Annotated in this window: 11 protein-coding genes and 1 tRNA gene; 9 read left to right on the top strand and 3 right to left on the bottom strand. The window is 54.2% G+C overall.

Annotated features, from left to right (window positions below; translation table 11 throughout):
* Nucleotides 1–10 precede the first annotated feature (10 nt).
* The 8 genes from JC200_RS04105 to JC200_RS04065 all read left to right on the top strand — a co-directional run bounded on the left by JC200_RS04105 (nt 11) and on the right by JC200_RS04065 (nt 7,566).
* On the top strand, nt 11–1,384 hold the full coding sequence (locus JC200_RS04105; protein ID WP_274434908.1) for a GH1 family beta-glucosidase: 1,374 nt from the start codon (nt 11–13) through the stop codon (nt 1,382–1,384).
* Nucleotides 1,384–2,454 (top strand): lactonase family protein, encoded by a 1,071-nt coding sequence (locus JC200_RS04100; RefSeq protein WP_274434907.1) that lies wholly within the window; start codon nt 1,384–1,386, stop codon nt 2,452–2,454. The genes JC200_RS04105 and JC200_RS04100 overlap by 1 nt, the downstream gene beginning before the upstream one ends.
* A gap of 128 nt (nt 2,455–2,582) precedes the next feature.
* Nucleotides 2,583–3,329 carry a sugar phosphate isomerase/epimerase family protein gene (locus JC200_RS04095; protein WP_274434906.1) on the top strand — a complete coding sequence of 249 codons (747 nt, stop codon included), beginning with the start codon at nt 2,583–2,585 and terminating at the stop codon, nt 3,327–3,329.
* 51 nt (nt 3,330–3,380) lie between these two features.
* Complete coding sequence (locus JC200_RS04090) at nt 3,381–4,496, top strand: Gfo/Idh/MocA family protein (RefSeq protein ID WP_274434905.1); 1,116 nt, start codon at nt 3,381–3,383, stop codon at nt 4,494–4,496.
* On the top strand, nt 4,493–5,434 hold the full coding sequence (locus tag JC200_RS04085; RefSeq protein ID WP_274434904.1) for a sugar phosphate isomerase/epimerase family protein: 942 nt from the start codon (nt 4,493–4,495) through the stop codon (nt 5,432–5,434). The genes JC200_RS04090 and JC200_RS04085 overlap by 4 nt, the downstream gene beginning before the upstream one ends.
* Nucleotides 5,431–6,561, top strand: a complete 1,131-nt coding sequence (locus JC200_RS04080; protein ID WP_274434903.1) for a Gfo/Idh/MocA family protein — start codon at nt 5,431–5,433, stop codon at nt 6,559–6,561. Before JC200_RS04085 ends, JC200_RS04080 begins: the two co-directional genes overlap by 4 nt.
* Before the next feature lie 110 nt (nt 6,562–6,671).
* Nucleotides 6,672–6,761: transfer RNA gene (locus JC200_RS04075), tRNA-Ser, on the top strand.
* A 559-nt stretch (nt 6,762–7,320) separates the two neighbouring features.
* Nucleotides 7,321–7,566 (top strand): AbrB/MazE/SpoVT family DNA-binding domain-containing protein, encoded by a 246-nt coding sequence (locus JC200_RS04065; protein ID WP_274434902.1) that lies wholly within the window; start codon nt 7,321–7,323, stop codon nt 7,564–7,566.
* 142 nt (nt 7,567–7,708) lie between these two features.
* Here the strand turns inward: JC200_RS04065 and JC200_RS04060 are convergent, their stop codons facing one another.
* Complete coding sequence (locus JC200_RS04060) at nt 7,709–8,329, bottom strand: hypothetical protein (RefSeq protein WP_274434901.1); 621 nt, start codon at nt 8,327–8,329, stop codon at nt 7,709–7,711.
* A 53-nt stretch (nt 8,330–8,382) separates the two neighbouring features.
* Nucleotides 8,383–9,921: a hypothetical protein gene (locus tag JC200_RS04055; protein ID WP_274434900.1), complete on the bottom strand. Its 1,539-nt coding sequence runs from the start codon at nt 9,919–9,921 to the stop codon at nt 8,383–8,385.
* A gap of 901 nt (nt 9,922–10,822) precedes the next feature.
* Here JC200_RS04055 and JC200_RS04050 point away from each other — a divergent pair.
* Nucleotides 10,823–12,310, top strand: coding sequence for an IS5 family transposase (locus tag JC200_RS04050; RefSeq protein ID WP_274434899.1), 1,488 nt, complete (start codon nt 10,823–10,825; stop codon nt 12,308–12,310).
* Nucleotides 12,311–12,329: 19 nt separating this feature from the next.
* Here the strand turns inward: JC200_RS04050 and JC200_RS04045 are convergent, their stop codons facing one another.
* Entirely contained in the window at nt 12,330–13,499 is a 1,170-nt protein-coding gene (locus JC200_RS04045; RefSeq protein ID WP_274434898.1) for a hypothetical protein, read from the bottom strand.
* Nucleotides 13,500–13,598 lie beyond the last annotated feature (99 nt).

Genomic DNA, 13,598 nt, shown 5'->3' with positions numbered 1-13,598 from the left:
GACTTCCTGGATGTCTACAAACGAGAGCACTCGAGCGTTTCCAAAAGGCTTTCTGTGGGGAGTAGCGACTGCTTCGTATCAGATTGAAGGGGCCGTGAACGAGGCAGGCCGGGTGCCATCTATCTGGGATACCTTTTCACACACGCCGGGCAAGGTGTTCAACGGGGACACAGGTGACATCGCCTGTGACAACTATCACCGTTACTCGGAGGATATCCAGCAAATTTCCGACCTCGGGGCACACTCCTACCGCCTGTCGCTCTCCTGGCCGCGCATCATGACGGAAACTGGGCAGGTCAATCAGGCGGGGCTCGACCATTACAAGCGGCTCATCGATGAACTGCTCGAGCGTGGCATCGATCCCGCCGTGACACTGTATCACTGGGACCTGCCGCAGTGGATTGAGGATGATGGCGGGTGGTTGAATCGCGATACGGTTGGCTACTACACGCAATACGTGGAAACGGTGTTTCGCCACTTGAATGACACGGTTCCGAAGTTTATCACGCAGAATGAGCCGTGGTGCGCATCGATGTTGGGGTATGGTCTTGGCCACCACGCCCCGGGGTTGCGCGATTGGAGAAAGGCGTATCGTGCCGCACATCACCTTCTCCTGTCGCATGGGGAGGCGGTAAAACTGTACCGCGCCATGGGAGGAAAAGGGCAAATCGGCATTACGCTCAATCTGACACACGTGTACCCAGGCAGTTCCAGCGAAGCTGACGTGGCTGCGGCTCGCCGACAGGATATTTTTCTGAATCGCTGGTTCCTTGACCCGCTCACGAAGGGTTCCTATCCTAGCGAGTACTTCGAGCGCCTGCGGCCATTCGTAGGACCATTAGACTTCATTCGCGATGAGGATATGGAAAGTATCTCGACCGAATTCGATTTTCTCGGAGTCAACTTCTACAACCCAGCGCATGTCGTCGATGACCCGGAAGACAACTCATTGACAGGTGTGAAGCAAGTCTCGACAGGGCGCGAGCGTACAGCTATGGGGTGGGAAATTGAACCGGAGGGACTCTACGACTTGCTCAAACGTCTCCAGGACTGCACGGATAAGCCCTTATACATTACGGAAAATGGGGCAGCGTTTGAGGATGTCGTGGTTGATGGTCGGGTCGCGGATACAGAGCGGATTGCGTATTTGCACGGGCACATTGCGGCTCTGCAGCGGTTTGTCGCTGAAGGTGGAAATCTAAAGGGCTACTATGTGTGGTCACTCCTTGACAACTTCGAGTGGGCATTTGGTTACTCCAAGCGATTCGGTCTCATCTATGTGGATTTTGAGACGCAACAGAGGATTCGGAAAGACAGCTTTACGTGGTTTGGCCAGCTCGTTGCAGGGAATGGGTTGCCGGCGATGGCCCGGAGCATCGAGTAATGCCGCAGCGGCGTGCTGTGACGAAAGAAACGCGAGAGGTATTCTTTGTCGGGTCGTATGGAACGGCGCAGGAACAGGCTGTCGCGGTGCTCGACCTAGATACCACGGCCGGCGACGTGGTTCAAACGGGGGGAGTCGCTGGCGTTTGCGCTCCCTCCTTTCTCCACTTCGACGCTCGCCAGAGCCGCTTGTATGCCGTAAGCGAGGTGGCTGCGGGACAAGTCGTTGCATACGCGTTTGAGCGCAGCGGTCGACGCTTGACTGAACTGAACCGGTGTTCGTCCGGCGGTGGCGAGCCATGCTTTGTATCGCGGTCAAAGACCGGGCGGTGGCTGTTTGTGGCCAACTACCAGAGTGGCAGCGTCGGTTTGCTGGAGGTCGACCGTGACACCGGGGGGATTGGCGACTTGGCGGATGTGGCCGTCCATGCAGGGCGTGGACCGGTTGCGGGACGCCAAGACGGGCCGCACGTACACATGGTGCAAGAGGACCCGTGGACGGGAGGAGTTTTTGCGACAGACCTTGGCAGCGACCAATGGGTGTCGTATCGCATCGAGCGTGGAACGCTCAGGCAGCTTGCTTGCGGACCGACACCACGTGGTTCAGGTCCGCGCCACTTCGCGTTTCATCCGAATGGTCGCGTCCTGTACGTTGTCCATGAACTTGATTCATCACTGTCTGTGTTACGACGCAGTCACCCGGGTGCACCGTGGCTGGAGGAGCGGCTGCTGCCGCTGTTGCCGCAAGGGTACGCGGGGCCAAACCTAGCGGCCGATGTGGCCATGTCTCACGCACAGCGTACGCTCTATGTGTCGAATCGAGGACACGACAGCATTGCCGTGTTCGCTTTGGCATCGGATGGAACGCCAAGCGCGATGGGGCACGTCTCGGCTCAGGGGCAATGGCCGCGAAGTCTCGCGGTGTCACGAGACGAGCGCTTTCTACTCGTCGCCAATCAACGGTCCAATGAAATTGTTTTGATGTCAATCGGAGAAGACCGTCTTCCATCGGCGACTGGGCGCGCTTGGCAGATGACGCAACCGGCTTGCATTCGTTCAGAACACAGTTGACACATCGCGACGGACGACACATGTCGGTGGCGCGGGGAGGCCCCGCATCCCCTAGCTTTGCGGCTAGGATGCAGGATATCCAAGGGATCGGCCGTAAGTGATACAGCCATTCATAGGGGGTATGCCCGATGCCGAAAATTGCCTTGCAACTATACACGCTGCGTGACGAGATGACGGATGACTTCGCTGGAAAGCTTCAGCGCGTACGGGAGATTGGCTACGCGGGTGTCGAGTTTGCCGGCTACGGTGGCTTGAAACCCGCAAAATTGGCAACGTTCCTGAGCGATTTGCAACTTGTCGCTGTCTCTAACCATGTCCCATTCGAGGAACTGGAAAACCATCTCGATCGCGCCATTGAAGGTGCGTTAACGGTCGGTCTGCAGTACATGGTCTGCCCGTCTGTGCCAGCGGAGCGATGTCAGACGAAGGACGATTTCGCGCGCCTGGCGGACTTGTTTAATGAAATTGGAACCCGCGTAGCAGCGGCCGGAATGGCTTTTGGCTATCACAACCATGACCACGAGTTTACTCAGTTTGACGGCGAGTTCGCGCTCGATTACCTATTTTCGCACACCGACCCAGTCGGGGTCCAAACAGAACTCGACCTGTTCTGGATCGAAAAAGCGGGCCAGAGCTCTGTGCAGTACATCGAGCGCTATCGCGACCGCTGTCCGCTGTTGCACGTGAAGGACATGACGAACGATGAGGAACGGTTTTACGCTGAAGTGGGTCAGGGGACGTTGCCTTGGCCGGAGATATTCCAAGCGGCAGAGCAGAGTGGCACACAGTGGTACATTGTCGAGCAAGACGAGTGTCGCCGTGATCCGTTCGAGTGCATTCAAACCAGCTTTGACTATCTGTTACACCATATCTGAACCGGATGACTGGAAAGCGAACGGAAATTCTCCAGCAAGCGAGGGACGACAATGGATAGCGCAGGAAGAGTGAGACTTGGGTTCATGGGTGCGGGCAACATTGGGAGCGTGCACATGCAATCGTTTGCCGGACTTGACGGTGTAGTACTGGCGGGGGTGGCGGACGCCATCCCCGACCTTGCGTCGGCGCGCGCAGGCGAGTTTGGTATCGCCAGGGTGTACGACTCCGCTGACGCTTTGCTCAATGATGAGACGTTGGACGCGGTTGTGATTGGTGTGCCGAACCGTTGGCACGCGCCGCTTGCGGTGCAGGCACTGAAGGCGGGGAAGCACGTCCTGCTTGAGAAACCCATGGCGCTTGACGCGACCGCCGCGAGGGAGATAGTCGAGGCTGCGCAAGCGTCAGGCAAAGCCTTGTTGATGGGGCAACAGTATCGGTGGAAATGGTCCTCTCAGGCAGTGCGCGAACAAGTCGAAGCGGGGGCGCTCGGCACAATTTATACCGCGAAGGCTGGTTGGATGCGGCGCAAGGGGATTCCAGGGTGGGGCACGTGGTTTACTCGCAAAGCGGACTCGGGCGGGGGACCGCTGATTGACATCGGCGTGCACATGCTCGACCTAGCCCTGTTTCTCATGGGGAATCCGAAGCCTGTTGCTGTGTCCGGTCAGACCTACGCAGCGTTCGGGCCGAACCGGCGGGGCATTGGTAACTGGGGCACGCCGGACTGGGATGGTGTTTTCGATGTGGAGGATTTGGCATCCGCTTTTATCCGAATGGAGGACGGCAGTACACTCACCCTGGACGTGAGTTGGGCAGTGCACGGTGAAACCGACTCGGCCCCGTTCGTTCACCTGATGGGGTCAGATGGCGGAGCGTCAATTCGCGGTGAATCCGCGGCTTTCTACACAGAAGCCTTTGGACGGCCCGTAGACATCCCACTGCCTGTTCCCGTCTACGACGAAGGCGAGCGAGTGCGGATGGGACGGCACTTTCTGGCTTGCGTACGAGGAGATGTTGCCCCGATGGCTCCGGCCCTCGCCGGGTTGACGAACCAACTGGTGCTCGACGGAATCTACCAGTCGTCGCAGACGGGAAGGGAAGTCATGCTTGACGAGTTGACCGAGGCATACGGCACCAATCCGGGACGAGGAGGCGTTGTGCAGTGAAACTCGGTGTGTTCACAAGGGTGTTCGCGGACCTTTCGTTCGAAGAGATGCTTGACCGTGTGGCAGCAAGCGGTCTCGATACGGTGGAGCTTGGCACAGGCGGTTATTCTGAAATGGATCACTGCGACGTTCCCGGTCTCCTCGGTGACGCTGGCAAGCGTCGCGCGTTTCTCGCAGCTATCGCAGAGCGGGGGTTGTCGATCAGCGCCTTGTCTTGCCACTGCAATCCACTCCATCCGGTCGCTGAGGTTGCGCACGAGGCAAAGCGAACGTTTGAACAGTCGGTCCTGCTCGCGGAACAACTCGGTGTCGATACAGTCAACATGTTTTCGGGGTGTCCGGGTGAATCCGAACACTCTCGGTACCCCGTGTGGGTGACCTGCCCGTGGCCGCTTGAGCATACACAACTGCTCGAGTGGCAGTGGCAGCAACACGCGATTCCGTATTGGCGCGAACAAAACCACTTTTTGGCCAATCACGGGGTTCGGGTCGCCATTGAGCCGCACCCGGGGTTTCTGGTGTATAACACCGAGACCGCTCTGCGACTGCGTGAAGCTTGTGGAGAGTCCATCGGTGTGAACTATGACCCGAGCCACTTCTTTTGGCAGGGGATTGACCCGGTGACGAGCATCCGCGAACTTGGGGAAAGCGGCGCGATTTTCCACTTTCACGCGAAAGACACGGCAATCGACTCATGGAACACGGCACGAAATGGTGTCCTCGATACCAAATCGTATGAGGACATTGGGCATCGTTCCTGGAACTTCCGCACGGTCGGGTACGGCCACGGTGGCGAGACGTGGCGCAACATCCTGAGCGCGCTTCGGTTGGCTGGCTACAACGGAACAGTCAGCATTGAACATGAAGACAACCTGATGTCACTGGAGGAAGGCTTTGATAAAGCAGTCGCGTTTTTGAAGCCGCTCATCCTGCTATGAAGCAGCGCCCGGTCCGCATTGGCATGGTTGGTTACCAGTTCATGGGACGTGCCCACAGCCACGCTTATCGGGATGTGGGATTTTACTTTCGTCCCCAACTCACGCCAGTACTTCAGGCAGTTTGCGGTCGCAGCGAAGATGCCGTGCGCGAGGCTGCTTCGCGACTCGGCTTCGCAGAGTACGAGACAGACTGGAGAAGATTGGTGGAACGACCGGACATTGATGTGATTGACATCGTTACGCCGAACGACACACATGCCCAAATCGCGCAGGCTGCCGCGGCAACTGGAAAACACGTGCTGTGCGAAAAGCCGTTGGCGACCACCGTAGATGATGCCGGAGCCATGCATGACGCGGTTGTGCGTGCTGGCGTATCACATATGGTGTGCCACAACTATCGCTTTGCGCCTGCGGTGCAGTTTGCGAAGCGTCTAATTGACGAGGGCCGCCTCGGACGCATACATCACATCCGTGCACACTATCTGCAGGACTGGCTCCTCAATCCGGCAGCACCGATGACGTGGCGCATGCGTCGCGATGTGACCGGGACCGGAGCACTCGGCGACATCGGCGCGCACATCGTCGACTTAGCGCGCTTTTTGGTTGGAGAGTTCAAAACGGTAACGGGATCGCTGCGGACGATTGTATCGCAACGTCCACTCTTCGACGAGTCCGGGACTGGCATGGTGGACGTGGACGACGCCACGATGTTTCTGGCCCGGTTTGCGTGTGGAGCGGAAGGTGTGTTCGAAGCCACTCGCTTCGCTGGCGGTAACCGAAATGCGAATCGCTTCGAGGTGAACGGGGAACACGGGTCGCTGCGCTGGGACCTTGAGAATATGAATGTGCTTGAGGTGTACTTTACCGACGATGAGTCAGGGTTGCAGGGGTTCCGGCGCATCAACTGTACGGAGCGGGACCATCCCTATGCGGGTGCATATTGGCCACCCGGGCACATCATTGGCTACGAGCATACGTTTATCAACCTCGTGTCCGAGTTTCTCGACGCCATCGCGAAAGGTGAATCTCCGCACCCAAACTTCGGCGACGGTCTTCGCAACCAGCAGGTGCTCGCAGCGGTCGAGCGGTCAGCGGCATCAGGCAGCTGGGAGACGGTCGAGACGTGATGTGCGTCTCGTCGGGGCGCCATTGTTGGACATGACCCATGCCCCTCATTGACAACGCGGGTGTTGGCGGATATAGTAGCGCTAGTCGGGACGAAGCGTCTCGACTTCGTGGAGAGGTGGTCGAGTGGTTGAAGGCAGCGGTCTTGAAAACCGCCGTGTCTGCAAGGGCACCGTGGGTTCGAATCCCACCCTCTCCGCCAACAAATTCAGTAATGGCGCTGGTTCTCGAGAATGAAACACTTCTTGAGACCCGCGCCATTTTCGTTGCCTCACGTTTTCTGTGCGCCTTCAGTGCGCCTAATCTTTTTCTGTGTGCCTCTGTGAGCCTAATAGTGCTTCGAGAGTCTTAACGACTTGATCCTGCATTCCAGGCACAACGTGGCTGTAAGTGTCCAGTGTGAGGTTGGTTGTGGAGTGGCCCAGACGCTCTGCGACTATTTTTGGATGCACGTTGCCGGTCATGAGTAGCGTGGCGCTCGTGTGGCGAAGGTCATAGACGGGCCGGGAATGACGGCAGCTCTCTTGTCATCTGGCACACTCACCGATTTCAATTCGAAGTAAAGGTGTGGTCTTGCTTTTACCAACGCTAGGTAAGGATGTGAACGAGTCACAGCCCAGCACCAGGATGCGGCAAACGGCCGCGCTGAGATAACTGTTATCTTGTTACATTGTAATTCACAAAACTCCTGCGCGTCATCGACCGTAAACTATCCGTCCGCTAGGATAGCCATGTAACCACAGTAGAGCGGAGGACACCTTATGAAGCTGACAGGTTTCGTGCGTCCGGTGGATCATTTGGGGCGAGTGGTGGTTCCTATTCAATTGAGACGGTACCTGGGCATTGAAGTCTTGGACCCCGTGGAGACCCTGGTCGATGGAGACTGCGTTGTTTTGCGTAAGTACCGACCCATGTCTGTGTTTTGCGGTTCTAAAAACGATGTTACTTATGTCAAGGAAAAAGCCGTGTGTGGGGGATGCACCGAGGTCATGCGGTATTTGATTTGAAGTGCTGCCCGCTGCGATTTGCTTTTGCATGGAATGGGTGTCTGGTGATTTAATCCTAGGAACAAAGTCTTGTTGTCACGGCTCTGCTGAATCTTGATGCGGTGGAGGACAAATTTATCTGCGATGAGAAACAGTGGGATTTTCATTCGGTGTGTGATGTACTGTAAATATTAGGGATTTGAAGGATGAAATCGATGAATTTATTGCCCATAGTATTTGTGTAATACGTCTCGGCTGAACTCACATCAATCTCATCAGACCTGAAAGTCGGTGTCGCGCCAACGGACGTGACTTGAGTAATTAGTCCCTGTGAAACAAGTCGGTCTATAGTGTGTAAGACCATATAGTCTTCAACCTGTCGGTCGGCAAAGAAGGCGAACAAATCAACGAGAAATTTATCATCAGTATTCTCATTCATGCGATAAAACTGTCCTAGGACGGTCAAATCAAACGCTGTGAGTGACTCTAGGATAGATACGAAATTGTCCTTAAAATCAAATTTTCGGTAGTCAAACATCAGATGCAACATGGCGTTCTTCCAATACTCAAGTTTTTTGTCCGTTGCTTCGCGAACGTATTTATCGACAATGGTAAAGAAGTATGCCTGTGTAGTCTTTTCATTGGCAATCTGCGAAACGTCAAGGCCGCTATCGATGATTTTCTGGCACAGTTGTTCAACCTTGGTTCGGTGGAAAGCTACCCATGCGCTCGATAGAGATCGCGTTCCCGAGAATACTAGTGTCATTAACGACGATACGTCCAAATAAATGACCGCCCTTCATATCTCACTGCAACGTCTCAATCTGTGTTCTTCGATTAGGCTTTTGATCTAATCCCGATGGGTTCATGGAGTGGTTTGTGGGGCCATCCGAAGACCGAGCGGTCGACGTACGGCCCATCGTAATCCAATAGTTTCAGTACTACTCGGTGAAACAAGGAAAAGTATCCATGCGTAATCGAGTTTATTAGTTCCCAGTCGGCGTCGGTTGAAACACTCGAGTGCGTTAGTTGGTTTCGAAACCACATTACATAGGCCTCACCTTTGTCGACAGGCAAGCCTATCTCAGCGAAGAAGCTCTCAGTCTGTTGAGCCACTGACATCTGGTAAGAAGCGTATAGTTTGTTTGTTATACTCTTGCCGTAAGGTACTTCCGACACTTTGCTCTTGGCTGAATTGAGTTCCTCTTGTAAGAGTGTTTCGAACTCTGCCTTCTGCATATACACGCCATTGCGCTTGGAAAGTGCCGACGCATTCCATGCGTGTCTAATGGTCTCAAGGGCCGTCGCTATGAGGGGAATACTAGTCCCTAGTGGCATACGCCGAGCAATCCAATATGTCCAAAGTGCAGACTGCAGTTCAAATTGATCCCTAACTTCAAGATACTTAGGTACAAGCTGTGAAAGGATTTGTTCAAGCTGAGGTCCGACCATGTATCTGCCTTCAGCATTTATAGGCGAATAGTCCAGGCTCCTGCACGTTGCCTGGACATCAGGGCCCCAGGCAGGCAATGCCTTTTCGTGAATGGGTAAACCTTCATTACTAAACACACTCGTTCCTACTTGCAACAGGTGCCTCCCGAGAACAAATCCAACTATCTCCCCGATGGCAGTTCTGTCATCTCCTGAGGGGATGCCTCCCCATTCTGGGCGGTATTCGAAACCAAGATTAATCGACCAAGTAGGGCCATTGTCCACCGCGGCACGAGTCACTAAAAACTTCGAACCTGTAATTGGAGACACCACAAAAAAGTCTTTGCCGACTGAAGATAAAGGGCCTGGGAGGGTATCGTCATCTCCCGCTCCCGTTGTAAGCCACCACACTTCGTTTCCTCCCATATTGTCTGGGAGCGTACGTTCGCGTTTAAATGTTTCGGTTACTTCGCGCGTTGTCGATCGGCAAAAAAGTAGTTTATGTTCAGGACCGTTTAAATACCAATCTGTGAACCAGGATATTTCATTTTCTATGTGAATAAAGTCCGGAGCCATGAAAGAGATCTCCGGAACATGCAACGGTGCGTGCATAAGCCCGTCACCGCGTAAGGTGCGCTGTCCTGTTAACAGCACATTGTTAAGAGCAGCTTTAGCTCCGGATTCACATATCGCGGTGATCGAGAACCTATGGCCCGCATCGCCGGGGAGCAGAGCATTAGCGCGTGTTTCCCATGCTCTAACCTCTAATGGATTAACAACACCTTGGAGGACGGCGGTAAGTCCATAAGAATCTGTTCTGTCCACCAGGACTGCATTAAGGCCCGCCGGTAGTTCGATAGTCGATTCTTGTACTATCATCTTAGTGGGAGACCGAAGGACTTCCCACTCGATCATGTCCAATGGCGTAATTTTCATTTTACTCACGGCCGCTCCTCCAAACACTCCATGTCGTGTTGTGGACAAACCTACAGAGATTGTACAACTCTCCACGAAAAGTGACACGCACACGCACTGTACGCGGGTCGATTTGGTCAACAAAAACGTGTAAATGGGTGAATGAGCACGGACCTCTTTGAATGAGCGGGACCGCAGAAACCCGCTATAGCGCCTTTTCGAACCATGCGCGATGACGAACGAAAATGTCCAATAATATGCTGTTTGAGCCCGAAAGTGTGGTTGACGACACATATTGTGCGTTTCAAGGTGCGAATCCGACATTGCCGCCCGACTTTCCAAGGGAATTCTTGTCTTCTGTGACATAATTTCCAGACCCACATCAAGTCCTCTTGGAACTAGGGTGGAATCCACAAGTCTGTGGATTCCACCACACCTGCCAGTGTGGGAAATCACCGCCGACTGTCAAGGCTGTAATGACTACCTTGACAGTCTCACGCCTGCTCTTCGAGTGTTCCTGTTTGGCATGCCAGATGGACCGCCTGTCCATCTGGACAAATTTGCTTTGGTCACACTGCCCGTCAAATCCTGGACATCTAACACAGTCAAGTTTTGGACGTTTTGAGGCAGCCAAAACAGCTTAAACCAGAATTTCTCCCAGCGTGTGTGAGTGGGCAGCTTCAATTGGGTATACATCTTCACCCACATATTCGCATCCCCATAGTGGTAACCGCTGCTGTGGCTGACGTTAATACATGCAGTGGCGTTTCACAAAGGGGCCCAGGACGTTACTGACTCATAGACTAATTAGGGGCTGCTGAATGACCGAAAATCGGCGCCGTAGCAAGGTTTTTCGGGTGTGAATGTCGAAGTTATATGCAAGGATTTCGATGATCGGACCGCAAAAACCTTGCACTTGGAGGGTGCCCACATGTACCAAAAACGCGAGAATCAGTTGCTCTTGCCACACGAGTTCTTCCTGCCGTTTACCGGGAAGCTGAATGAGGAAAACCGTTGGGTAAAGCTCGCTCAGTTCATTCCGTGGGACCTAGTCGAGAAGCATTATGCACAGCTCTTCAAGCCGAAGTCGAAAGGCGGGCAGATGGCAGTCTCCGTCAGAGTTGCTCTCGGTTCGCTCGTCATCCAGGAACGCTTGGGTTCGAGTGACCGAGACACCGTCGAGAACATCACTGAGAACCCGTATCTGCAGTACTTCATCGGCCTCCCTGGGTTCCAGCAGTCCCCTCCGTTCGACGCCTCACTCATGACGCACTTTCGCAAGCGCCTCGGCGCGGATGTACTCAACCAGGTGAACGAGTGGATCATCATGGCGGCAAAGGCCGATGAAGAATCAGACGATGACGACCACACGCACTCGGACGACGGCGGTCAAGATACCAGTACACAGACCGAGCAACCGAAGGTCGAGCCGGATGTGCCACGGCAAGGGAAACTGCTTCTGGATGCGACTTGTGCACCGGCAGACATCGCCTATCCGACCGACTTGTCGCTGCTCAACGGCGCAAGAGAGAAGCTGGAACAGCTCATTGACGTGCTTCATGCCCCACATGCCGGTAGGGAAAGAAAGCCGAGAACGTACCGGCAGAAGGCAAGGCGGGCATATCTGGTCATCGCCAAGCAGCGCAGAACGAGCAAGCAAAAGATTCGCAGAGCGATCGGACAGCAACTTCGATATGTGATGAGGGACCTGAAGGCGATCGAGCACCTGGCTACACGAACACCACTGACCAAGCTGAGTCGCCAGCAGTACAAGAACCTGTTAGTCATACAGGAACTGTTCCGACAGCAGAAGATGATGCACGACACGCGCTCACACCGAATCGACGACCGAATCGTGAGCATCTCACAACCACATGTACGCCCGATTGTGAGAGGAAAAGCCAAGGCGAACGTGGAGTTCGGTGCAAAGGTCGCTGTCAGCATGGTTGACGGTTACGCGCGCATCGACCACGTGCAGTGGGATACCTTCAATGAAGGACAACTGCTACAAGAGTCAGTGGAAGCGTACCGTGAGCGGTACGGGTGCTACCCGGAGGCAGTGCTGGCAGACAAACTGTACCGAAATCGGGCAAACCTGCAGTACTGCCGAGACCGAGGAATACGACTGAGCGGACCACGACTCGGTCGACCTGCGAAGGCGGAGGAAGCGGCGCATAAGCAGGTGGAACGCCAGGATTCGGCAGAGCGAAATGCAATCGAAGGCAAATTCGGAGAAACCAAGCGCCGATACGGGCTTGACCGCATCCGAGCACGGCTGGCAGAAACCAGCCTGACCGTAATTTCACTGCGGATGCTGGTGATGAACCTGGAGCGGTGGCTGCGGGTTTTGTTTGCCTTCTGCCTGCAACTGCTGGGGTCGCTGTTCTTGTGCTCGTCATTCGCTGCATTTTCTGTATAACAGAGTGGTTCAGCAGCCCCTAATTATGGCCCAATTTCGTGGCGAGCTCATCCAGACGTCTAGTAAACTCCCCCAAACCCGCGTGAGGTACTAATACACAAGCCTTGTGCGCTGCGTTTGCCCGGAGGGCATAGAATTTGAGATGATTCGAGTACGCAGTGATAAAGATGATTCCATCCGCTGCTGCGAACTTTGACTCCGTGGAGTGGTCTTTGTCGAAGCCAGGCAAAAAATCGTATTTTGCCCCGACGTTCTCTAGGATGGTACGGTAAGCCGGGGCACGGGACTCATCTCCGACAACCAGCAAGCGCTTCCCCACAAGCGGAGATTTTGCTGCGGCCACTTGGCCTGGCTGCGGTTGTAATCGTGTTTTCTGGTCCATCTGGTCAATAACGTCTAGGAGCACCTTCACATCCTGATCGTATTGATTACGGAGTTCCTGAAGTTCTGATTGCAAGCGTTTTATTTCAATTGCTCGTGCGGTCGCAGCATTGGCATTGGCAGAATGAGACTCAGTCGCTCGCAAACGTGCGTGTAAATATGTATAAAGTCCGTACGACACTATGTCAGCGAGCACTCGCCCATCTGCGTCTTTTTTGTCGTCAATCATACGCTGGGCCCATCGATAAATAAGGTCATCATCGTCAAGCATGAAGAGCGCGGCGTAGGTAAAACTAGCTAGGACCTCGTCGTCGTCGGCAAGGGTCGGGAGGTTTAGAGCCGTGGAACTGACCTCCCGTAAGGCATCCCATGTCACCTCTTCTTGCAATGCCTGTAAAACACTTGGCTTTAAAAACGTATCTTTCTGCACACTCATAAAGCGGTCCCAGATAAGCGGTTTGAGTAGAAATACGCCAGCGCGGTTTATGAACCGATCCATTCCCAACCTATAGTCCTTGGGAGTGAAATGGACTCCCAGAACTTGAAGTCGCTCTATAAACTGTTTCGGTGTTAAGGAGTTGTACAGGATCCGGAGTGTGTAAAATCCGTTCAGTTTACGTAGATCATCGAAACTGCACAGAACGATTGCGTCTTCATCGTGAATGAAGCCTGATTCATTCATGTAAGACCAGAGGTCCTCTACTGTCAGTTCCACGGGATATATCCCCGGCTCTTCGGCAGAGGAACGGATTGAGACATCATGATAGCGGAAACTTACTGGCACCGGTAAGACGTGACTGGATTCCATGCGAGACCCCTCCAGTACAATACTTCTCCATGAATTCAGCAGGCACCTGTTCGACATAGGTAAAGTCACATGATTGCTGCGCAGCTTCCGTTGTAAATT

The sequence above is a fragment of the Alicyclobacillus sp. ALC3 genome, from assembly GCF_028751195.1.
Lineage (GTDB): Bacteria > Bacillota > Bacilli > Alicyclobacillales > Alicyclobacillaceae > Alicyclobacillus_L.
This window is presented reverse-complemented; position numbering and strand designations above follow the sequence as displayed.